Origin of the sequence: Streptomyces sp. NPDC059477 (genome assembly GCF_042749375.1) — a bacterium.
Classification (GTDB): Bacteria; Actinomycetota; Actinomycetes; order Streptomycetales; family Streptomycetaceae; genus Streptomyces.
Window position 1 is genome coordinate 1 of the sequence record NZ_JBHYUG010000063.1, and the last position, 22844, is coordinate 22844.

Sequence of the window (22844 nt, forward strand, 5' to 3'; positions counted from 1 at the left end):
GTCGGCCTGGACCGCTTGCAGGATCCGGTCCCAGGTGCCGTCCGCCGACCAGCGGCGATGCCGTTCATAGACGGTTTTCCACGAGCCATGACGTTCCGGCAGGTCACGCCACGGGACACCAGTCCGGACCCGAAACAGGATCCCGTTGACCACCATGCGGTGGTCGCTCCACCGGCCGCCCCGGCCACCCAGAGGTGGCAGATGCGGCTCCAGTAACGACCACTCGCGATTCGTCAGATCCCCCCGACCCATGCCCGAACCAACGAGCGACCGGTCAGAAGGTCACATGATCCGCCGGACAGGACCTAGCAGCCCCCACCAGGTCGCCAGCAGAGCCCCCACCGGCCCGCCGGCAACTCCTTACTGCCCCGCCAGCCCCCACCGGCCCGCCAGTAACTCCCCATTGTCCCGCCCCGCCAGCCCCTCACCGGCCCGCCGGCAACTCCCCATTGCCCAGCCAGCACCGCCCACAGGGGCTCGCCAGCCCCCCACAGGGGCCCGCCACCCCCCGCCCAGCCCCTCCCCCGCACCGGCCCCCAGGGGGCCCTGCCCACCCCCACGACCATTAACTAGGGTGCACACATGACCGATGTGCTGCACGTGAAGGGGCGGGTTCTGGCCGGCCCGGACGACGTCCGTGACGAACTGTGGGTCGTGGGCGGCCGTATCTCCTACGACCGCCCGGCCACCGCCCGTGACCCGCGCACCGTCGAGGGCTGGGTGCTGCCCGGCATGGTCGACGCGCACTGCCATGTCGGCCTCGACCACCACGGCCCGGTCTCCGACGACGTCTCCGAGAAGCAGGCCCTCACCGACCGGGAGGCGGGCGCGCTGCTGCTGCGCGACGCCGGGTCGCCCTCGGACACCCGGTGGATCGACGACCGCGAGGACCTGCCGAAGGTCATCCGGGCGGGCCGGCACATCGCCCGCACCCGGCGCTACATCCGCAACTACGCGTGGGAGATCGAACCGGAGGACCTCGTGGCGTACGTCGCCCGGGAGGCCCGCCGCGGTGACGGCTGGGTGAAGCTGGTCGGCGACTGGATCGATCGCGAGGCCGGTGATCTGTCGGCGTGCTGGCCCCGGGACGCGGTGGCGGCGGCGATCACCGAGGCCCACCGCCTCGGCGCGCGCGTCACCGCCCACTGCTTCGCCGAGGACTCGCTCCGCGACCTGGTGGAGTCCGGCATCGACTGCGTCGAGCACGCGACCGGCCTCACCGACGACCTGATCCCGCTGTTCGCCGCGCACCGGGTGGCGATCGTCCCGACCCTGATCAACACCGCGACCTTCCCGAAGCTGGCCGACGGCGGCGAGCGGAAGTTCCCGCGCTGGTCGGCCCATATGCGCCGGCTCCACGAACGCCGCTACGACACCGTCCGCAACGCCTACGACGCCGGGATCCCGGTCTTCGTGGGCACCGACGCGGGCGGCACCCTGCCGCACGGGCTGGCGGCGGCGGAGGTCGCCGAACTGGTCACCGCCGGGATCCCCGCCGTGGACGCGATCTCGGCGACCACCTGGGCCGCCCGCGCCTGGCTCGGACGCCCCGGCCTGGACGAGGGTGCCCCGGCCGACCTGGTGGTGTTCGACCAGGACCCGCGCGCCGACGTACGCGTGCTGGCCGATCCGCGCCGCGTGGTGCTCAACGGGCGGGTCGTCGGCTGACACCACCCAGCACACGGGCCGCCCGCCTCGTAACGCGCACCACGGGGGGCGAGTCCGGACTTGACGGAGCGTGACGCCCGCGGGCACGTGTCGTTGTGCACTCCGCGCATGCGCCCGGTATCGCCCCATCCGCTCGAATGAAATCTGATGCTCCGGTGAAGTTGTGGAACATCGGTGGCGAAAAAATCGAAACTGTTGGCGGAAACCCCCCGTTTGGGTGAAGTGACGCAGGATTGCTGACCGTTCACTCTCAGTGCGTAATTCTTACGGGGTCCCAAGCTTGTCTCTTCTGGGGGTCCCACACCTTGAACGGCACCACCAACTTCAGCATGCCCGCACACCGGCTCGGGTCCACCGACCGGTCCACGACCGGGCATCGCGTCACATCCGGGCAGCGCACCACAGCCGCCCGTCGCCTCGCCGTCGTCGCGTCCGCCACCGTCCTGGCCGCCGGTCCCGCGGTCCTGGCCGGCGCGGGCTCCGCGCACGCCACCGAGGAGGGCAAGGCGAGCGCGGTCGTGCTGCGCACCGGGCTCGATGTGAGCCTGCTCAACAAGACCGTGAACGTCCCGCTCTCGCTCAGCCTCAACGAGGTCCAGGCCCCGCAGAGCGCCGAGAAGACCGCGCTCACCGCGCAACTCGACGGCGTCGACGGCGGAAAGCCCTTCAGCGTCCTGAGCGCCGAGGTCGCCGAGGCCAAGGCGACCGTGGAGAACGGCACCGCCGAGGGCAGCACCCGCCTCGCCCACGCCAAACTGCACGTCCCCGGCCTGCCGCTGCTCTCCCTGATCGAGGTCGAGCAGGTCACCTCCAAGGCGACCTGCGTGGCCGGGAAGAAGCCGGTCGCCGAGTCCAATGTGCTCGGCTACGTCACCGTCCTCGGCAAGAAGATCACCCTCAGCGCGGGCGGCACCACCGAGGTGAACGTGCCGGGCGTCGGCGACGTGCGGCTCGACCTGTCCAAGCGCGAGACCACGTCGAAGACGGCCGCCGCGACCGCCCTCGAACTCAGCGTCTCCATCAACCCGCTGAAGCTGAACGTGGCCGAGGTCAACGGCGTCGTCACGCTCGCCAAGGCGACCTGCGAGTCCCCGGCCGCCCCGGCCGTCGCCGAGCCGTCGGCGCCCCCGGAGTCCGAGAAGCCGGAGAAGCCCGAGAAGCCCGTCGCCGAACCGGCCGCCGAGCAGGAGCCCGCCGCCGAGGTGAAGCCGCAGGGCGGCACGGCCACCGAGGTCAACCTCGCCGAGACCGGCGGCAACTCCATGACCCCGTACATCGCGGGCGGCGCGCTCGCGCTGCTGGCGGTCGGCGGGGGAGCGGTGGTGATGGCCCGCCGGAAGCACAGCTGACCGACGGGCCGCCCACGGGGGACAGGCCCCGGCTGTCAGGGATTCAAGGGGCGGCGCCCTGGCAGCCGGTTCAGCGCGACAAGGGGCAGCCCCGAAAGGGGGGCGGGGTGTAAGGGGTGCAGGACGAAAGCGGGCCAGTGCGCGGGTCCTCAGCGCACCCCCTGCCCTCCACCCCCTCCACCCCCTTCACTCCCTCCACCCCCACCACGCCCGGCCGTGACCACCCCCGCCAACGCCCGCACGAACGCATCCGTCGTCACCCGGTCCCGCACCGCCACCCGCAGCCACTGCTCACCCAGCCCCGGGAACGTGTCCCCGCGCCGCACCGCGAACCCGAGGTCACGCAGCCGTCGGCGGACCTCGGCCGCGCCGGGCAGCCGCACCAGTACGAAAGAACCCTCGGCCGGGCCCACGACCCGCAGCCCCGGCACCGCCGACAGGCCCGCCACCAGATGGGCCCGGTCGGCGGCGATCCGGTGGGCCGCGTGTCCCGCCTCCGCCAGCGCGCGGGGCGCCACGCACGCCTCGGCGGCGGCCAGCGCGGGCGTGGACACCGGCCACAGCGGCTGGGCGCGTTCGAGCGCGGTCACGGTCTCGGGGCCGGCCAGCACATACCCGATCCGCAGCCCGGCCAGCCCCCACGTCTTGGTCAGGCTCCGCAGCACCACCAGCCCAGGTACGTCGGTCCGCCCGGCCAGCGCCTCCCGCTCACCGGGCACCGCGTCCATGAACGCCTCGTCCACCACCAGCGTCCGCCCCGGCCGGGCGAGCCGGGCGATCACGGCCGCCGGATGCAGCACCGACGTCGGATTCGTCGGATTGCCGATCACGACCAGATCGGCGTCCTCCGGCACGGCCGCCGGATCCAGCCGGAACCCGTCCGCCTCCCGCAACAGCACCCGGTCCACGGTGTGCCCGGCGTCCCTCAGCGCCGCCTCCGGCTCCGTGAACTGCGGATGCACCACCACCGGCCGGCTCACCTTCAACGCCCGAGCCAGCAGTACGAACGCCTCCGCCGCCCCCGCCGTCAGCAGCACCCGCTCCACACCCAGCCCGTGCCGCGCCGCCACCGCCGCCCGCGCCCGCCGCCCGTCCGGATAGGACGCGAGCGAGTCCAGCGAACGCGCGATCACCTCGCGCAGCCACACCGGGGGAGTGTCCGCGCGGACGTTCACGGCGAGATCGACCAGCGCCGATCCGTCGTCGCGGACCTCGGCGTCACCGTGATGCCCCAGATCATGCGGACCGGTGGCCGGTTCAGTGGGCATGCGAGGGTGACTGCGCATTCCCATGCCCATGCCCATGCCCGTGCCCATTCCCATGCCCATGGCCATGCCCATGGTGATGACCGTGAGGGTGATCCCCGTCGTCGTCCGGATGGAAATGCGGCTGCTGCGGCATCCCCACCTTGTCCTCGAACCCCGGCATCGCGATCCGGTACACACAGGTGTCGCAGTTCATCCGCAGATCGCCCTTGACCGCCTCCGCGTACCGCTCCATCACCAGATCCAGCAACTCCGGCTCCGGCCCGATCACGTCCGCCGACCGCACCTCGATCTCCGGGTGCGCGGCGGCCCACCCGTCGGTCTGCTGCCGCACCCGCACCGGCAGGATCCCGGTGAACAGGAAGTACGGCAGGACGACGATCCGCCGCGCGCCCAGCCGCACACACCGGTCGAGCCCGCTCGGCACATCGGGCGCCGCCAGCGACACGAACGCCGTCTCGACGCCCGCGTAGCCACGCCCCTCCCACAGCAGCCGGGCCGCCTTGTGCACCTCGGCGTTGGCATCCGGGTCGGTCGAACCCCGCCCGACCAGCAGGACCGTCACCTCGGCCCGGTCCTCGGGGGAACGGACGCCGGCCCCCAGCGCGTCGTCCAGCCGCCGCTCCAGCACGGCCAGCAGCGACGGATGCGGGCCCAGCGGACGGCCGTACGTGTACGAGATCCCGGGGTGCCGCTCCTTCTCCCGGGCCAGCGCCGCCGGTATGTCGCCCTTGGCGTGCCCGGCGGACACCAGCATCAGCGGTACGGCGGCGAATCGCCGTACCCCGCGCTCCACCAGCTCGCTCACGGCCTCGCCCAGCGGCGGCGGCGACAGCTCGATGAACCCGCCCGCGACAGGCAGTTCCGGATGGCGGCGGCCCAACTCCCGGACGAAGGCACGGAACGCCTCGGCACCGGCATCGTCGCGGGTGCCATGTCCGGCGATGAGCAGGGCGGGCGGCGGGGTGGTCACGGTTTCTCCTCGATGAGACGGGGTGGTACGGGTGGTGCGGACGGGGTAGGTGATACCCACGATCCGGACGGTACGGGCGATCCAGGTGATCCCGGAGGGACAGGCGGCCCGGACACGCCGACAGGCCCCGCGTCGTAGGGCACATACAGCAGCGCGTTCAACGCGGCGGCGGCCACCGCCGAACCGCCCTTCTCGGACACGTTGCTCACGGCGGGCAGCCCGCTCTCGCGCAGCGCGGCCTTGGACTCGGCCGCGCCGACGAACCCGACCGGCAGTCCGATGACGAGCGCGGGGGCGGCGTCGAGCGTGAGCAGCTCCTCCAGGGCGGTCGGCGCGCAGCCGATCACCCAGATCGCGCCCGGCCCGACCTGCTCGTGGGCGAGCCGCACGGCGTGCGCGGAACGGGTCAGCCCCGGCCCGGACACGGCGTCCTTCAGCCGGCACACCGTGTCCCGGCGGGTGATCCCGGCCGCGACCATCTCCACGTCGGTGACGACGGGCGCCCCGGCGTGCAGGGCGGCGTGCGCGCGTGCCAGGTCGGCCTCGGCCAGCACGAGATCGGTCGCGTACGCCAGATCGGCGGAGGAGTGGATCACCCGCTCCACCACCGCCCGGGTCAGCGGCGGCAGCCGCGAGGTGTCGAGGCGGGCGCGCAGCCGCCGGAACGACTCCTGCTCGATGGGATGGACGACCCGGCTCACCGGCCCACCTCCCCGGCCCGCTCCTGCCGGCGGCCGTCATCCGGATCCCCGGCGTGCTCCTGCCGGCGGCCGTCGCCCACCTCCCCGGCCCGCTCCTGCCAGCGGTACCCGCGCGGGGTCACCATCCGCCCGGCGACCTCCCGGGTGGCGGTGTTGCCCACGACGACGACGGTCATCATGTCGACCGTCGCCGGATCCAGCGCGGCCAGTGTCGTCAGCCGTACGGACTCGTCGGCCCGCGAGGCGTTGCGGACGACCCCGACGGGCGTCGCCGCCGCCCGGTGCTCGGCGAGCATCCCGAGCGCCTTGGGCAACTGCCAGTCCCGGCCCCGGCTGCGCGGGTTGTAGAAGGTGACCACCAGATCGGCCTCGGCCGCCGCCCGTACCCGGCGTTCGATCACCTCCCACGGCGTGTGCAGATCGGAGAGGCTGATCGACACATGGTCGTGCCCGAGCGGCGCCCCCAGCAGCGCCCCGGCCGCGAGCGCGGCGGTCACCCCGGGCACCCCCACGACGTCGATGTCGGCGCCCGCCTCCGCGAGCGCGGGCGACGCCATGGCGTACACCCCGGCGTCGCCGCTGCCGATCAGTGCGACCGCCCGTCCCTGACGGGCCTCGTCGACGGCGGTCCGCGCCCGCTCCTCCTCGGCGCCGAGCCCGGACTCCAGGATGCGGGTGCCCGGCCGCAGCACATCGCGGATCTGGTCGACGTACTGGTCGAGCCCGACGATGACGGACGCCCGGCGCAGCTCCGCCGTGGCGCGCGGGGTGAGCAGGTCCCGGGCGCCGGGCCCGAGCCCGACCACCGCGAGCCGCCCGCGCCCCGGCCGCCGTACCACCGCGCACGTCACCATCGCCGACTTCCGCTTCGGTACGAGCAGTTCGCCGCCCCCGAGCAGCGCCGCCGCCTCGGCGACGGACGGGGTGCCGACGGCCGCGAGGGGCGCGTCGGAGGGGTTGGGCACCTCGACGGTGGCCAGTCGCTCCGCCGGGTGGGTGACCAGGGGGACGCCCAGGTGCCGGGCGGCCTCGACGATGCCGGGCTCGTCGGCCTTGGCGTCGACGGTGGCGAGATGGGAGACGCTGAGCGGGGAGAGGACGGCGTCGCGCAGGGCCCCTTCGATCAGGGCGAGGATCTCGTCCACGGGCGCGCCGCGCGAGGCGCCCACGCCGATGACCAGGGTCGGCGGACGGAGGATCACCTCACCGGGGGCGGCGTCGAGGAGCCGGTCGGTCACCCGCAGGACGGAACGCGGGTCACCCGCCCCCCGTACCGGCTCACCGGCCGCGCCTCCCACGTTCGGCGGCAGCGCGGGCAGCGGCCAGGAGACCTCCGCCTCCAGCGCGACCGGTTCGCCGTCCAGCACGGCCCGGGAGACGGCGGCCACCTCGCCCTGGACCGGCATGCCGAGCGTGTCCAGCCCCGGCACCCCCACCGCGTCCGTCGCCGTGGTGATCACCGGCTCCGCGCCGAGCAGTTCGCCCACCTCGACGGCCAGCGCGTTGGCCCCGCCCCCGTGCCCGCCGACCAGGGCGACGGCGAACCGCCCGCCCTCGTCGACGCACACCACGCCGGGATCGGACCCCTTGTCCCCGAGCAGCGGCGCGATCAGTCGCACCACGGCCCCGGTCGCCAGAAAACAGACGACCCCCTCGCACTCCCGGAACGCGGCCCGCACCGCGTCCCCGACGGCTCCGTCGTACACGCGGGTACGTCCCGGCCACGCGGACGCCAGCCGGTCACGGGCCACCGCCCCCGCCGCCGTGGCCGAAATCAGGCCGATCACTGGACAACTCCTTCGCCGTAGAACTCCCTGTCCGCCGAGGGCCGGACGCCCCACAGCAGAAACACCGGATTGGTGGCCGCGAGCCGGGTCACGTCCCCCGGCAGCGGTGCCAGCCGCGACGACTGCAACAGCACCCCGTCACACCCCAACCCGGCCCCGGTGAGCGCCGCCCGCACCTGCGGCACCCGGTCCAGCGCGGCCAGCGCCACCACCACCGCCCGCCGGGCCCGCCCGGCACACGCGGCGACGATCGCGGGCAGCTCACGCCCCCCGCCCCCGACGAACACGGCGTCGGGATCGTCCAGCCCGGTCAGGGCGTCCGGCGCGGCACCGTGCACCACACCCACGTCCACGCCCCGCGCGAGCGCGTTGGCCCGCACCCGCGCCACCGAGTCCGCGTCCCTCTCCACGGCGACCACGGCCGCCCCCAGCCGGGCGCACTCCACGGCCACCGAACCCGACCCCGCGCCGACGTCCCACACCAGATCACCGAGGCGCGGCCCGAGCCGGGCGAGCGCGAGGGCCCGTACCTCGAACTTGGTGATCATCGAGTCGCGGTGGTCGAACGCCCCCTCGTCCAGAGCCCACCCGGCGGGCCCCGGACCACCCCCGGCGACCGTTCCCATCCCCTCGCCCCAGGTGCGCGCCGGATCCAGACACAGGACGACACTCACCGCCGTACCCCAGTCCCGCGCCGCGGCCTCGCCCGGCGACACCCGCTCGACCCGCTCACGCCCCGGATCCCCCAGCGCGGACGCCACGACGAGCACGCGTTCGCCGCCCGGCCAGCGGGCCAGCGCGGCCCCCAGTTCGGCGGGCCCGGCCCCCGGCCCGGTCAGTACGGCCACCTTCGGCCGTGCCCGGCACACATTCACGGCGGTCCGCGGGTCCCGCCCATGGGCGCTGACCACCACGGCGTCGTCCCAGGCCAGCCCGACCCGCGCGAAGGCCGCCGCGACCGACGACACCCCGGGCCGCACCCGGAGCCGCTCCGCGCCGAACCGTTCCGCCAGCGCCCGTACGACGCCGAAGAACCCGGGATCGCCGGAGGCCAGCACGGTCACCGCGCGGCCCTCCTCCACGTACGCGGCGATCCGTTCGAGGGCGGGCGCGAGCGGCCCGAGCACGATCCGCTCGGCCCCCTCCGGCAGCGCCACGGCGTCCAGATGCCGCCGCCCGCCCACGACGAGGTCCGCGGCGCCGAGCGCCTCGCCATCGAGCGGCGCCCCCGCCCCCGTACCCGCGTCCGCCCCCGTCCCCGTACCGACGACGGTGATCACGTGCTCGCCCCCCGCTCCCGCAGCTCCCGCCGGGCCGCCGGGTCCGCCTTGCGGTGTCCGTGGAAGTGGCCGGGGTGGTAGAGGTGCGAGCGGGTGCCGTGGGCGTCGAGGGCCGGGCCGACGAGGAAGAGGGTGTGCTTCCAGAGCTTGTGCTCCTTGACGGTCTGTTCCAGCGTGCCGATCGTGCAGCGCACGATCAGTTCCTCCGGCCAGGTCGCCTGGTACGCGACCACGACCGGCGTGTCCTGCGGATAGCCGCCCTCCAGCAGCTCCCGCACCAACTGCCCGCTGCGGGCGGCCGACAGGAACAGCGCCATGGTGGTGCCGTGCCGGGCGAACTCCCGTACCTCCTCGCCGGGCGGCATCGGCGTCTTGCCGCCGCCGAGGCGGGTCAGGATGACGGACTGCGCGACCTCGGGGATCGTCAGCTCGCGCTGCGCGAGCGCGGCCACGGCGGAGAAGGCGGAGACACCGGGCACGACCTCGGTCGCGATCCCGATCTCCGCGCACCGGTCCAGCTGCTCCTGCGTACCGCCCCACAGCGCCGGGTCGCCGGAGTGGATCCTCGCCACCCGCAGCCCGTCCCGCAGGGCCCGTTCGTACACGGTGACGACATCCTCCAGGGACAGGACGGCCGAGTCGAGGATCTCCGCGCCCTCCCGGGCGTGCTCCAGCACCTCCGCCTGGACCAGACTCGCCGCCCAGATCACGATGTCCGCCTCGGCGATGGCCCGCGCGGCACGGAACGTCAGCAGATCGGCGGCGCCGGGCCCGGCACCGACGAAGGTCACTCTGCCGCTCGGGGCATCGGCCATGGGTTCGGTTTCCTCTCGTACGGAAGTGCAGGTGTGCGGTGGGGAAAACATCAATGTGAGGGTGAGTACGGCCGTCCGGGGCGTCGCAACCGTCCCCGGGCCCCGGTGTCGGATAGCAAGGGCACATGGCGGTGTTCGTCGCGCTCGGCGCGTTCCTGATGACGCTGGCCGGCGGCTGGACGGCCCAGCGGGTGACGGACCGCCGTCACCTGGTGCTGGGCCTGGCCGGTGGCCTGATGCTGGGCGTGGTGGGCCTGGACCTGCTGCCGGAGGCGATGGAGGCGGCGGGGCGCGAGGTGTTCGGCGTCCCGGCCGCACTGCTGCTCTTCGTGGCCGGTTTCCTGCTCGCGCATGTGATGGGACGTCTGCTCGCCGCCGCGCACGGCGGTGACGAGCACGCCCGCACCCCCGAGGTCGGCCTCACGGCCGCCGCCGCGATGGTCGGCCACAGCGCGATGGACGGCGTCGCCATCGGCGCCGCCTTCCAGGTCGGTGAGGGCATGGGCCTGGCCGTCGCGGTCGCGGTGATCGCCCATGACTTCGCGGACGGCTTCAACACCTTCACCCTGGCCACCCTCTACGGCAACGCCCGCCGCAAGGCCATCGTCCTGCTGGTCGCGGACGCGGCGGCCCCGGTGATCGGCGCGGCCTCCACCCTCTTCTTCACCATCCCGCACCCCGTGCTCGGCGGCTATCTCGGCCTGTTCGGCGGCGCCCTGCTCTATCTGGCGGCGGCGGAGATCCTCCCCGAGGCCCACCACGACCACCCGGCGGGCCCGACCCTGCTGTGCACGATCGCCGGGGCGGGGTTCATCTGGCTGGTGGTGGGGCTCGCGGGGGAGTGAGGGCGGTGCGGGGCGGGGGTGTGCCGGGAGGCGGGCCGCCCAGCCGCAGTTCGCCGGGAGACGGGTCGCCCGAAGACGGGTCGCCCGGAGTCCGGTCGCCGGGAGGCCGGTCACAACTTCCCGCCCCGGCCGCCGTCCCGCCGCGCGGGCGCGATCAGCGTGGAGAGATACGGCAGCGGCGAACCGTCCAGCTCATCGGCGGGCCGGATGGACTCGCCGTCCAGCCCCAGCGCGGAACCCCACACGGCCCCCTCGATCCGCCCGCTGTCCCGCAACGCCTCGGCGACCTCGGCGGCCTGCCGCCCGAACTTGTACGCCACGACCGTCCCCGGCCCGTTCAGCGCGTCCTTGAGCACCCCGGCCCCCGCGGTCACCGGAACCAGCGTCAACGGCTCCGTCCCCTCGGTCAGCACGGCACCCGACCGCGCGGCGAGATCCTGCATGGCGGTGATCCCGGGCACGGTCTCGATCACGGTCCCCGGGGCGAGCCGGGCGATGGTCTGCGCGAGATACGTGAAGGTGGAGTACACGTTGGGATCCCCGATGGTCGCGAACGCGACACACGGGTGCGCGTCCAGCAGCTCGGCGACCCGCTGCCCGGCGGCGTCCCAGGCGGCCTCCCGCCGCCCCCGGTCGGTCCGCTCGTTCAACGCGAACACCACCCGGACGACGCTCTCCGCGCCCACGTAGTGCAACACGGTCGCCTCGGCGCGGCCCCGCTCCCCGCTGTCCATCACCGGTACGACGACCACATCGGCGCCGCGCAGCGCGTTGACCCCTTTCACGGTCACCAGTTCCGGATCCCCGGGCCCGACCCCCACCCCGATCAGCCTGCTGCTCATGACGTCCGGCACCTCTCCACGAACCGACGGGCGACACCGGGCGCCGACGCCCAGTGCGTGTGCAGATAACTCGCGTGCACACCACGCTGTACGAACCCTTCGACCCGCGGCGAGGGCGTCCGCACCCCCCAGGCCGCGGCACCCCCGGCCCCCGGCTCGACCACGGTCCGGTGAAACTCGTGCCCCCGCATCCGGGTCCCCGCCACCGCCAGCACACTGTCGCTGACGGCGACCGCCTCGCGGTACCCGAGAGTGAGCCGCTCCGACATCCGCGCGGAGGCGTCCAGCACCCCGCACATCGCCTGCCCGTCCAGCTCCCGGCAGAGATACAGCAGCCCGGCACACTCGGCGGCGATCGGCGCGCCACGCTCCGCGAGGGCGACGATGCCCTTCTTCAACGGTTCGTTGGCGGCCAGCTCCCCGGCGTACACCTCGGGAAACCCACCCCCGACGACCAGCCCGCTCACCCCCTCGGGCAGCACTTCGTCCCGCAACGGATCAAAAACCACGACCTCGGCGCCGGCGGCGGCGAGCAACTCGGCATGCTCGGCATAGGAGAAGGTGAAGGCGGGCCCACCGGCAAGAGCGACGACGGGACGCCGAGTGCCTTGCGGCTGGCCCGGGGTGCGGGGAGCGACGTCCCGTCGGGAGTTCTGTGGTCCGTCCGGGGTGCCGGTGGCCTGTGGTCCGTCCGGGGTGCCGGCGACCATGGGGTGCGGAGCGCCCTCCGGTCTGTCCGGGGTATCGGCGACGATGTGCCGCCGGGCGCCCTCCAGCCGCTCCGGGACGTCGGTGACCATCGGACGCCCGTTCCCTTCCAGCCCGTCTGGGGGTGCCCCCTCTGGGGGAGTTTGAGGACGAGGCCCCTCAAGGGCCGAAGCGGGGGCCTGGGGGCGGCAGCCCGCAGAACCCGGGGTCAAAGGGGCAGCGCCCCTGGAGGACGGGAAGGACAGCGGCGGCGGGGGCGAAAAACCCACCGCCTCAGCCACATCCCAGGCCGCACAACCCAGCGGACCAGCCCCCCGCGCCAGCCCCATCACCGCCTCCAGATCACACCCACCCGCCACCCGCGAGGCCATCGCCGCCACCGCGGACACCGCCGCCCCCCGCCGCTCGCCCACCGGCACCAACCCCAGATGCCGCGACGGCGTAGCCACCTCATCCCCCCGCCGCAACACCCCCAGCACCGGCACCCCCACCGCCTCCAGCGCCTCCCGCAACAACTCCTCATGCCGATCGGACCCGACCTTGTTGAGAATCACACCCCCCACCCACACCTCGGGATCCCACGACACAAACCCATGCACCAGCGCCGCCACCGACCGAGCCTGCGCGGAGGCGTCCACCACCAGCACCACCGGCGCCCGCAGCAACTTCGCGACCTGCGCGGTCGACGCCAGCTCCCCCTGCCCGGCCGCCCCGTCGAAGAGCCCCATCACCCCCTCGACCACGGCGAGATCACACCCCCGCGCCCCGTGCAGGAACAACGGCCCGATCAGCTCGGCCCCGCACAGATACGCGTCGAGATTGCGCCCCACCCGCCCGGTGGCGAGCGCGTGATACCCGGGATCGATGTAGTCCGGCCCCACCTTGTGCGGAGACACGGCGAGCCCCCGCGCGGCGAACGCGGCCATCAACCCCGTGGCGACAGTGGTCTTCCCACTCCCGGAGGAGGGCGCCGCGATCACCAGCCGGGGCACGGAAGAAGCGGAGGTCACCACTCGATACCCCTCTGCCCCTTCTGCCCGGCATCCATCGGATGCTTCACCTTGGACATGTCGGTCACCAGATCGGCGAAGTCGACCAGCGAGGCGGGCGCGTTCCGCCCGGTGATCACCACATGCTGGGTCCCCGGCCGGGACCGCAGCACGGACACCACCTCCTCGGTGTCCACCCACCCCCACTGCATCGGATAGGCGAACTCATCGAGGACGTACAGCCGATACGTCTCGGCGGCCAGATCCCGCTTGACCTGCGCCCAGCCCTCCCGGGCCTTCTCCTCGTTGTCCAGCTGCGCGTCCCGCTGCACCCAGGACCATCCCTCGCCCATCTTGTGCCAGGCGACGGACCCGCCCTCCCCGGAGTCCCCGAGCACGCGCAGCGCCCGTTCCTCCCCGACCTTCCACTTCGCGGACTTCACGAACTGGAACACGCCGATCGGCCACCCCTGATTCCAGGCCCGCAGCGCGAGCCCGAACGCGGCGGTGGACTTCCCCTTGCCCACGCCCGTGTGCACCACGACCAGCGCCCGGTTCCGCCGCTGACGCGTGGTCAGCCCGTCATCGGGCACGACACTCGGCTGCCCCTGCGGCATTACGCGACCCTCCCGGAAGCCGAAGCGACAGCCGAACCCGAAGCAGCAGCCACAACCGAATCCGAAGCAGCAGCCACAACCGAACCCGAACCCGAAGCACCCCCCCGCACATCCCGCACCAGCCCGGCAATCGCATCGGCCCGCAACTCGTCCAACGTCACCGCAGTCCCCCCGAGCTCACCAGCGAGCCCCCCCGCCAACCCCAACCGCACCGGCCCCGACTCACAGTCCACCACCACGGAAGCGACCCCCTCCGCCGCGAACAGCCGAGCCGCCCGCCCGGCGAGCGCCACCGGCTCGGGCCCACCCGTGGCCCGCCCGTCCGTCACCACGACCACCAGCGCCCGCCGCGCCGGATCCCGCAACCGCTCCACCCGCAGCACCTCGTGCGCCCGCAGCAACCCGGCCGCGAGCGGCGTACGCCCACCCGTCGGCAGCGACTCCAGCCGGGCCGCGGCGGCATCCACGGACGACGTGGGCGGCAACGCCACCTCGGCCGCCGCCCCCCGGAACGTCACCAGCCCCACCTTGTCCCGCCGCTGATACGAATCCAGCAGCAGCGACAGCACCGCACCCTTCACCGCGCTCATCCGCTGCCGCGCCGCCATCGACCCGGACGCGTCGACCACGAACAGCACGAGATTCCCCTCGCGCCCCTCCCGCCGCGCCTGCCGCAGATCGTCCCGCCGCACAACGAGCCCCGGCCCGACCCGCCCCCGCGCCCGCTGATGCGGGGCCGCGGCCTGCACGGTCGCCGCCAGATGCAGCCGGGTCAGCGCACCCCGGGGCCGCCGCGCCCCGGTCGTCCGCCCCTGCTCGGTCCGCGCCCGCGAACGCCGCCCGGCGGCCCCCTCCCCGATCCCGGGAACGCTCAGCACCTTGGTACGGAACGGCTCCGCGGCCGGTACGGCGGACCGCTCCCCGGCACCGGACGGCACACTCTCCCCGTCCCCCGACTCCTCGGGCCGCCCCCCGGCGCCACCATCACCAGGCGGCTCCCCGGCATCGGGCCGCCCCCCACCGCCCCCACCCGGATCGGGATCGTCGTCACCGTCACGGTCGCCCCCATCACCCTGGCCACCGCCCCCGTCACCCCCCGCGTCACCATCATCGTCCCCGGCGAACTCCTCCAACGTCCGATCCAGCCGGTCCTCGTCCAGCCCCGGCGCGTCGAACGGATTGCGCCGCCGCCGATGCGGCAGCGCCAGCAGCGCGGCCTGCCGGACATCCTCGGCGAGCACCTCCGTGCGCCCGGCCCAGGCCGCCAGCGCGGTCGCGGTACGGGCCATCACGATGTCGGCCCGCATCCCGTCCACCTCGAAGGCCGCACAGGTCGCCGCGATCTGCCGCAGCGCCCCGTCACCCAGCCGCACCGACGGCAACAGCTCCCGCGCCGCCACGATCCGCGCCCGTACGGCGCTCTCCTCGGCGGCCCACCGTCCGGCGAAGGCGTCGGGATCGTCGTCGTACGCCAGCCTGCGCCGCACGACCTCCACCCGCTGGTCCGGCTCCCGCGAGGCCGCGACCTCGACGGTCAGCCCGAACCGGTCGAGGAGCTGCGGCCGTAGCTCGCCCTCCTCGGGGTTCATCGTCCCGACCAGCAGGAAGCGGGCCGCGTGCCGCACCGACACGCCCTCGCGCTCGACATAGGAGGCGCCCATCGCCGCCGCGTCCAGCAGCAGATCGACCAGATGGTCATGGAGGAGATTGACCTCGTCGACGTACAGGATGCCGCGGTGCGCCTGCGCCAGCAGTCCCGGTTCGAAGCTCTTCACGCCCTCGGCGAGGGCCCGTTCGATGTCGAGGGCGCCGACGAGCCGGTCCTCGGAGGCGCCGACGGGCAGCTCGACCATCCGCGAGGGGCGTGCCAGAGCGGCGACGGGCTCATGGGGCCCGTCCGGGCACGCCGGGTCGGGGGCCCCCGGGTCGCACGAGAACCGGCACCCGGCGACCACCCGCACCGCGGGCAGCAGCGCCGACAGCGCCCGTACGGCCGTCGACTTGGCGGTGCCCTTCTCGCCACGCACCAGCACACCGCCGACAGCCGGCGACACGGCGTTCAGCAGCAGCGCGAGCCGCAGATCGTCCTGACCGACCACGGCCGTGAACGGAAACGGGGTACTCACTTGTCCTCGCCCTCCAAGACCTCGGGATCGCCCTCAAGGCCGCCCTCAAGGCCGCCCTCAAGGTCGCCTTCCAGCTCCAGATACATGGCGCGCAGCCGCTCCAGCGTCTCGGCGTCGGGCTCCGCCCACAGCCCCCGGTCCGCCGCCTCCAGCAGTCGCTCGGTGATCCCGCGCAGCGCCCACGGGTTCGACTTCTTCATGAAGTCCTGGTTCTCGGGATCGAAGACGTACTCGACGCTCAACTTCTCGTACATCCAGTCGTCCACCACCCCGGCCGTGGCGTCGTACCCGAAGAGGTAGTCCACGGTCGCGGCCATCTCGAAGGCGCCCTTGTAGCCGTGCCGCCGCATCGCCGCCATCCAGCGCGGATTGACCACCCGCGCCCGGAACACCCGGTGCGTCTCCTCGCCCAGCGTGCGCGTCCTCACCTGGTCCGGGGTGGCCGAGTCACCGACGTACGCCTGCGGACTCGCGCCCGTCAGATGCCGCACCATGGCGACCATGCCGCCGTGGTACTGGAAGTAGTCGTCGGCGTCGACGAGATCGTGCTCCCTCGTGTCCACATTCTTCGCCGCCACCGCGATCCGCCGGAACGCCGTCTCCATGTCCCCGCGCGCCGCCCGCCCGTCCAGCCCGCGCCCGTACGCGTAGCCGCCCCACACCGCGTACACCTCGGCGAGGTCGGCGTCCGAGCGCCAGTTGCGGGCGTCGATCAGCGGCAGCAGCCCGGCCCCGTACGCCCCCGGCTTGGAGCCGAAGATCCGGGCCGTGGCCCGCCGCCGGTCACCGTGCGCGGCGGTGTCCTCGTCGGCGTGCGCCCGTACGTAGTTGACGTCGGCGGGCTCGGCCAGCTCGGCCACCGCCCGTACCGCGTCGTCGATCAGCCCCACCACATGCGGGAACGCGTCCCGGAAGAAGCCGGAGATACGGACCGTCACATCGATGCGCGGCCGGCCCAGCTCGGCCGGCGGCACCACCTCGAAGCCGGTCACCCGCCGCGAGGCGTCGTCCCACACCGGGCGGCAGCCGAGGAGCGCCAGGATCTCGGCGATGTCGTCGCCCTGGGTGCGCATCGCGGACGTCCCCCACACCGTCAGCCCGACGGACCGCGGATACTCCCCGTTGTCGGCGAGATAGCGCTGTACCAGCGAGTCGGCGAGCGCCTGCCCGACCTCCCAGCTCAGCCGGGACGGGATGGCCTTGGGGTCGACGGAGTAGAAGTTGCGGCCGGTCGGCAGGACATTGACCAGCCCGCGGGTGGGGGAGCCGGAGGGTCCCGCAGGAACGTATCCGCCGTCCAGCGCGCGCAGGATGTGATCGATCTCGTCCGTCGTGCGGGCGAGCCGCGGCACCACCTCCTCGCACGCGAACCGCAGCACGGCGACGGCGTCGGACAGCTCCACACCCCCCAGGACCTCGCGGACCAGCCCGGCACAGGCCGCCGCGGCCCACCCCCGCGCCTCCATGCCCTCCGCGAGCCGCCGGCACAGCCGCTCCAGCAGGTCGATCGCGTCGGCGGCGCTGCGCGCGGGCCCGTCCACCAGCTCCGTCAGCTCGGCCGGCACCTTCAGCGGGGCGCCGGGCTCGGCCAGCAACTCCTTCTCATCGAGCCCGAAATACGCGGCCAGCGACGCCCGCAGCCCCGGCAGCGCGTTGGCCTGTCCGCCCCACACCTGCGAGGCCCGCAATACGGCCAGCACCAGATTGACGCGCGGTTCGCCGACCGGCCCGCCGCCCAGGATGTGCAGCCCGTCGCGGATCTGCACATCCTTGATCTCGCAGAGATAGCCGTCGATGTGCATGACGAACGAGTCGAAGTCGTCGTCGCCCGGCTGATCGTCCACATGCAGGTCGTGGTGGAGTTCGGCCGCCTTCACCAGCGTCCAGATCTGGGCCCGCACGGCCGGCGCTTTCGTCGGGTCCAGGTCGGAGACCAGCGCGTACTCGTCCAGCAGCTGTTCCAGCTTGGCGAGGTCGCCGTAGGTGTCGGCGCGGGCCATCGGCGGCACCAGATGGTCGACGACCGTGGCGTGTCCGCGCCGCTTGGCCTGGGTGCCCTCGCCGGGGTCGTTGACGATGAACGGGTAGATCAGCGGGAGTTCGCCGAGCACCGCGTCCGGCGCGCAGCCGCCGCTGAGCCCGAGCCCCTTGCCCGGCAGCCACTCCATCGTGCCGTGCTTGCCCATGTGCACCACGGCGTCGGCGCCGAAGCTGTTCTCCAGCCAGCGGTAGGCCGCCATGTAGTGATGGGACGGCGGCATGTCCGGATCGTGGTAGATGGCGATCGGATTCTCGCCGAAGCCGCGCGGCGGCTGGATCATCACGACGACGTTCCCGAACCGGAGCGAGGCGAGCACGATGTCGTCCCCGTCGACATAGAGCGAGCCGGGCGGCTCCCCCCACGCGTCCGTCATGGCGTCCTTGAGCGCCGGATCGAGCTTGTCGAACCACGCCTGATAGTCGGCGAGCGGCACCCGCGCGGGCGCGGACGCCAACTGCTCCTCCGTCAGCCACTCCACATCGTGCCCGCCCGCCGCGATCAGCCGGTGGATCAGCTCATCGCCCTCGGCGGGGTGGCCGCTGACCCCGTACCCGGCGTCCCGCAGCGCGTCGAGCACCCGTACCGCCGACGCGGGCGTGTCCAGCCCGACCGCGTTGCCGACCCGCGAGTGCTTCGTCGGGTACGCGGTGAAGACGAGCGCGATCCGCTTCTCCGTGTTCGGCTTGTGCTTGAGCCGCGCGTGCCGTACGGCGATCCCGGCGACCCGCGCCGCCCGCTCGGGGTCGGCCCGGTACACCGGTACGTCGTCCGGCCCCTGCTCCTTGAAGGAGAACGGCACGGTGATCAGCCGCCCGTCGAACTCCGGGATGGCGACCTGCATCGCCGCGTCCATGGGGGACAGGGCGGCGTCCGACGCCTCCCAGGCCGCCCGGGAGGAGGTGAGGCAGAGCCCTTGCAGCACGGGGACGTTCAGCTCGGCCAGCGCGCCGATGTCCCACGCCTCCTCGTCCCCGCCGGCCGATGCCTGCGAGGCGTGGGTGCCGCCCGCCGCGAGCACGGTCGCGATCAGCGCGTCCGCCCGCCCCAGGATCTCGTACAGCCCGGCGTCCGCGTCGCGCAGCGAACCGCAGTACACGGGCAGGGCGTTGGCGCCATGTGCCTCGATCGCGTCGCAGAGGGTGTCGACGAAGGCGGTGTTGCCGCTCAGTTCATGGGCCCGGTAGAAGAGCACGCCGATGGTGGGTCGGCCTTTTGCTTGCTGAGGGGCGCCACGCACCCCGTACTCGGCCATCTTCCGCGGCCCCTCGAACCCCTCGCCGGTCAGCAGCACGGTGTCCGACAGGAACCGGGCCAGCTCGGTGAGGTTGCCGGGCCCGCCCTCGACCAGATAGCGCAGCGCCTCGGCGACCACCCCGGCCGGTACGGACGACTCGGCCATCAACTCGGCGTCGGGCACGGTCTCGCCGCCGAGCAGCACGGTGGGAATCCCGGAGCGTTTCAACGCGGCCAGCCCGTCCTCCCAGGCCCGCTTGCCGCCGAGCAGCCGTACGACGGCGACCGACGCCCCGTCGAGCAGCGCGGGCAACTCGTTCTCGACGTCCACGCGGGTCGGGTTGCCGATCCGGTAGGGGGCGCCGGAGGCACGGGCGGCCAGCAGATCGGTGTCGGCGGTGGAGAGCAGCAGCACCGGGCGGGGGGTGCCAACGGGGGCATCGGTGCGGGTGGTGCCGGTGGTGCCGGTGGTGCCGGTGGTGCCAAGAGGGCGGACAGGGCCATCAGGGCTGTCAGGGCTGTCAGGGCCATCAGGGCCGGTGGTGCCAACAGGGCCAGTGGTCATACGGGCGCTCCCGGTGGGATGAAGGGCAGTCCTTGCGGCGCGCCGGACTCGATGAGCCGCCACAGCGCGTCCGTGTCCGCGTGCTGTTCGATCAGATCGCCGAGCCGGTCGAGCTGCTCCTCGCGCAGCGCGGCGAACGTGGTACCGGGCGCCGGCACGAACCGGCGCCCCGCGGCGGCGGCCACCTCGCGCAGGAACGCCCGCCTGAATCCGTCCGACTCCAGGGAGCCGTGCCAGTGGGTGCCCCAGGTGTGCCCGACCCGGCACCCGTCGAGGGGGTTTCCGTCGCCATCGCGCAGGAAGGGGCTGCCCCCGTCGACCTCGGCGACCCCGTGATGGATCTCGTACCCCTCGACCCGCTCCCCAAGGGCCTGTCCGACGGGCCGCGCGAGCGTCTTCTCCGCCGCGAACCGCACCCGTACGGGCAGCAGCCCGAGCCCGTCGACGCCCCCGAGCCGGCTCTCCACATCGTCCTGGACATGGGTGCCGAGCATCTGGAAGCCGCCGCAGACGCCGAGCACCGGCAACCCGTCGGCGGCCCGCCGCACCAGCGAGTCGGCGAGCCCCCGCTCCCGGAGCCACGCCAGCGCCCTGACCGTCCCCCGGGTCCCGGGTACGACGACCAGATCCGCGTCGGCCAGCTCCTCCGGCCGGTCCACGAACCGCACCACGACGCCGGGTTCGGCGGCCAGCGCGTCGACGTCCGTGAAGTTGGACATCAACGGCACGGCGCAGACGGCGACACGCAGCACGTCCGCGCCGACCGGGGGCGCGACGACGGACTCCCGGACGGTCCCGCGCAGCGACACGCGGAGTCCGTCCTCCTCGTCGATCCCGAGCCCGTGCCGGAACGGCAGCACCCCGTACGTCGCCCGCCCGGTGAGCCCCTTGAGCATGTCGAGCCCGGGTTCGAGCAGGGACACGTCCCCACGGAACTTGTTGACGAGGAACCCGGCGACCAGTGCCTGATCCGCCGCCGACAGCAGCGCGACCGTCCCGAAGAACGAGGCGAACACCCCGCCCCGGTCGATGTCCCCGACCACGAGCACGGGGAGCCGGGCGTTGCGGGCGATCCCCATGTTCACGATGTCGGTCCGCCGCAGATTGATCTCGGCGGGACTGCCGGCCCCCTCACAGACGACGACGTCGTACGAACGCCGCAGCTCGGCGAGGCACTCCAGCACGGTCCCCAGCAACTGTTCCTGCCGACCACCGTGATACCCGCGCGCGCTCATCTCGCCCACGGGCTTGCCCATGAGCACGACCTGACTGCTCCGCTCCCCGCCGGGCTTGAGCAGCACGGGATTCATCAACGCGCTCGGCTCGACCCGGCACGCCTGCGCCTGCATGGCCTGCGCCCGCCCGATCTCGGCCCCGTCCCGCGTGACGAACGAATTCAACGACATGTTCTGCGCCTTGAACGGCGCGACCCGGACCCCCTGCCGCACCAGCCACCGCCCGATCCCGGCGGCCACCACACTCTTCCCGGCATCGGAGGTGGTCCCGGCAACAAGCAGCCCAAGCCCTCGCCCGGTCATACGGGGGCCTTCTGGTACCGCTGTGGGCAATCGTTCCGCAGGGCGATGGGGGTCCCCCCGCTCAAGCGAAGTCGCGAGTGGGGGAGGGTGGGCACAGCCTGCAACGCCGGGCGCAGCCCAACACGCGCCGGGGGCAACGCCCCTACCCCGGAAGCCGGGCCCCGCCCAACACGCGCCCGCAGCAACGCCCCCACCCCCAACGCCAACCACTGCACCCGAGAGGAAACCCGCACCGCCCGCTCGACATCACCAACAACCACAGCCCGCCCCCCACCATTCAGCACAGGCCGCCGCTCAACCCGCCCCGCGTACGACAGGGTCCCCCCGAGCCGTACCCCCAACGCCCCCGCGAACGCCGCCTCCACGACCCCGGCATTGGGGCTCGGATGCTTCCCGGCATCGGCCCGCCAGGCCCGTACCGCCCCCCGGGGATCACCCCCGGCGACCACCGCGAGGACGCCGGTGAGCCGTGCCCCCGGCCACCCCACCACGTCATCGAGCCGCGCCGAGGCCCACCCGAACCGCCGATACCGCCGCGACCGGTGCCCCACCATCGCGTCCAGCGTGTTCACGGCCCGGAACCCGAGCAGGCCGGGCACACCCCCAACGGCCCCCCACACCAACGCCCCCACGACGGCGTCGGACGTGTTCTCCGCGACGGACTCGACCACGGCACGGGCGATACCGTCGGCGTCCAGCGCCTGCGGATCCCGCCCGCACAGATGCGGCAACCGCGCCCTCGCCGCCTCGACGTCCCCAGCCTCAAGCGCCCGCCCGATCGCCCGCGCCTCCCGCCCGAGGGTGGTGCCGCCGACGACGGCCCAGGTGGCGGCGCCGGTCAGGGCGACGGACGCGGCGGGGGAGGACCGTACGGCACGCGCGGCGACGGCACCCAGCCCGACGGCCCCGCCCACGCACACGGCGGTGTACAGCGCCCCCCACCCGCGATGATCGCGCCACAGCAGCCGTTCCACGGCACCGGCGGCCCGCCCGAACCCGGCGACCGGATGCCCGCGGCGCGGATCGCCGAGGAGCAGATCACCGAGGAGTCCGGCGGTGGCGCCGTACGCGAATGCGCGTTCGGCGGCCATCGGCTCAGCCGGCCGTGGGGTCGAGGAGAGTTCCGGCGGTGAGCCGCGTTCGGCAGCCGAGCATGGCGAATGTCCTCACTCAGGGTGTCCGCGCCCTGGTTCGACGAAGTCGGCGGTGAGAGTTCCTGGCTCCCGGGGTTCTACCCCGGTGACAGTGGCGGGACCGCGCCGGATTCGCACCGGCTTCCTCTCGTGTCGCCGTAATGGCTCCGGCAGTCCACCACGGGCCTCGAACACCCGTCAACCTGCCGCTGACCTGCGCAGGGAGAGTGTGCTCAGCCCCACACCGGCCCTGTCGCACACAACACCAGGGCGGGGGGGGGGGGGTGTGTGTGCGGGGTACACCCGCGGCGATGTCTAGATGGGGGAGAGGGGGGGGGTGGGGGGGGGGTGTGGGGGCGCGGGGGGGTG

The 22844-nt window shown here is 73.6% G+C and carries 17 protein-coding genes and 1 riboswitch; of the genes, 3 read left to right on the forward strand and 14 right to left on the reverse strand.

Annotation, left to right across the window (positions count from 1 at the left end; genetic code table 11):
• Positions 1 to 252 (reverse strand): transposase (locus ACFXAZ_RS26980; protein ID WP_384596427.1); only part of this gene is annotated, 252 nt, incomplete at its 3' end.
• Positions 253 to 582: 330 nt separating this feature from the next.
• Between ACFXAZ_RS26980 and ACFXAZ_RS26985 the strand changes: the two genes are divergently transcribed.
• Positions 583 to 1668 (forward strand): amidohydrolase family protein, encoded by a 1086-nt coding sequence (locus tag ACFXAZ_RS26985; protein WP_384596429.1) that lies wholly within the window; start codon positions 583 to 585, stop codon positions 1666 to 1668.
• A 329-nt stretch (positions 1669 to 1997) separates the two neighbouring features.
• A complete protein-coding gene (locus tag ACFXAZ_RS26990) occupies positions 1998 to 3017 on the forward strand; it encodes an SCO1860 family LAETG-anchored protein (protein ID WP_384596432.1) in 1020 nt (339 codons plus the stop codon).
• 149 nt (positions 3018 to 3166) lie between these two features.
• On the opposite strand, the gene cobC is transcribed toward ACFXAZ_RS26990, so the two are convergent.
• Genes cobC through cobM form a run of 6 tightly spaced genes read right to left on the reverse strand, consistent with a single transcriptional unit; the run spans position 3167 to position 9838 of the window.
• Positions 3167 to 4285 carry an Rv2231c family pyridoxal phosphate-dependent protein CobC gene (gene cobC, locus ACFXAZ_RS26995; protein WP_384596435.1) on the reverse strand — a complete coding sequence of 373 codons (1119 nt, stop codon included), beginning with the start codon at positions 4283 to 4285 and terminating at the stop codon, positions 3167 to 3169.
• On the reverse strand, positions 4275 to 5255 hold the full coding sequence (locus ACFXAZ_RS27000; RefSeq protein WP_384596438.1) for a sirohydrochlorin chelatase: 981 nt from the start codon (positions 5253 to 5255) through the stop codon (positions 4275 to 4277). The genes cobC and ACFXAZ_RS27000 overlap by 11 nt, the downstream gene beginning before the upstream one ends.
• Positions 5252 to 5956: a precorrin-8X methylmutase gene (locus ACFXAZ_RS27005; protein WP_384596441.1), complete on the reverse strand. Its 705-nt coding sequence runs from the start codon at positions 5954 to 5956 to the stop codon at positions 5252 to 5254. Before ACFXAZ_RS27005 ends, ACFXAZ_RS27000 begins: the two co-directional genes overlap by 4 nt.
• On the reverse strand, positions 5953 to 7743 hold the full coding sequence (cobJ, locus tag ACFXAZ_RS27010) for a precorrin-3B C(17)-methyltransferase (RefSeq protein ID WP_384596444.1): 1791 nt from the start codon (positions 7741 to 7743) through the stop codon (positions 5953 to 5955). Before cobJ ends, ACFXAZ_RS27005 begins: the two co-directional genes overlap by 4 nt.
• Entirely contained in the window at positions 7740 to 9023 is a 1284-nt protein-coding gene (cbiE, locus tag ACFXAZ_RS27015) for a precorrin-6y C5,15-methyltransferase (decarboxylating) subunit CbiE (protein ID WP_384596447.1), read from the reverse strand. The genes cobJ and cbiE overlap by 4 nt, the downstream gene beginning before the upstream one ends.
• Complete coding sequence (gene cobM, locus ACFXAZ_RS27020) at positions 9020 to 9838, reverse strand: precorrin-4 C(11)-methyltransferase (protein ID WP_384596450.1); 819 nt, start codon at positions 9836 to 9838, stop codon at positions 9020 to 9022. Before cobM ends, cbiE begins: the two co-directional genes overlap by 4 nt.
• A 125-nt stretch (positions 9839 to 9963) precedes the next feature.
• Between cobM and ACFXAZ_RS27025 the strand changes: the two genes are divergently transcribed.
• On the forward strand, positions 9964 to 10683 hold the full coding sequence (locus ACFXAZ_RS27025) for a ZIP family metal transporter (protein ID WP_384596454.1): 720 nt from the start codon (positions 9964 to 9966) through the stop codon (positions 10681 to 10683).
• A 110-nt stretch (positions 10684 to 10793) separates the two neighbouring features.
• Here the strand turns inward: ACFXAZ_RS27025 and cobI are convergent, their stop codons facing one another.
• From cobI to ACFXAZ_RS27060, 7 genes are read right to left on the reverse strand one after another with little or no spacing between them, the layout of a single operon-like run.
• A complete protein-coding gene (cobI, locus tag ACFXAZ_RS27030) occupies positions 10794 to 11525 on the reverse strand; it encodes a precorrin-2 C(20)-methyltransferase (RefSeq protein WP_384596457.1) in 732 nt (243 codons plus the stop codon).
• Positions 11522 to 13246, reverse strand: coding sequence for a cobyrinate a,c-diamide synthase (locus ACFXAZ_RS27035; RefSeq protein ID WP_384596460.1), 1725 nt, complete (start codon positions 13244 to 13246; stop codon positions 11522 to 11524). Before ACFXAZ_RS27035 ends, cobI begins: the two co-directional genes overlap by 4 nt.
• A complete protein-coding gene (gene cobO, locus ACFXAZ_RS27040) occupies positions 13240 to 13839 on the reverse strand; it encodes a cob(I)yrinic acid a,c-diamide adenosyltransferase (RefSeq protein ID WP_384596463.1) in 600 nt (199 codons plus the stop codon). Before cobO ends, ACFXAZ_RS27035 begins: the two co-directional genes overlap by 7 nt.
• Complete coding sequence (locus ACFXAZ_RS27045) at positions 13839 to 15965, reverse strand: putative cobaltochelatase (RefSeq protein ID WP_384596466.1); 2127 nt, start codon at positions 15963 to 15965, stop codon at positions 13839 to 13841. Before ACFXAZ_RS27045 ends, cobO begins: the two co-directional genes overlap by 1 nt.
• The gene (cobN, locus tag ACFXAZ_RS27050) at positions 15962 to 19804 is read right to left on the reverse strand and encodes a cobaltochelatase subunit CobN (RefSeq protein ID WP_384596469.1); all 3843 of its coding nucleotides are present in this window, start codon (positions 19802 to 19804) and stop codon (positions 15962 to 15964) included. Before cobN ends, ACFXAZ_RS27045 begins: the two co-directional genes overlap by 4 nt.
• Entirely contained in the window at positions 19801 to 21342 is a 1542-nt protein-coding gene (locus ACFXAZ_RS27055) for a cobyric acid synthase (RefSeq protein WP_384596472.1), read from the reverse strand. The genes cobN and ACFXAZ_RS27055 overlap by 4 nt, the downstream gene beginning before the upstream one ends.
• Positions 21339 to 22433, reverse strand: a complete 1095-nt coding sequence (locus ACFXAZ_RS27060; RefSeq protein ID WP_384596475.1) for a cobalamin biosynthesis protein — start codon at positions 22431 to 22433, stop codon at positions 21339 to 21341. The genes ACFXAZ_RS27055 and ACFXAZ_RS27060 overlap by 4 nt, the downstream gene beginning before the upstream one ends.
• A 98-nt stretch (positions 22434 to 22531) precedes the next feature.
• Positions 22532 to 22671: riboswitch (cobalamin riboswitch) on the reverse strand.
• Between the last annotated feature and the right edge of the window lie 173 nt (positions 22672 to 22844).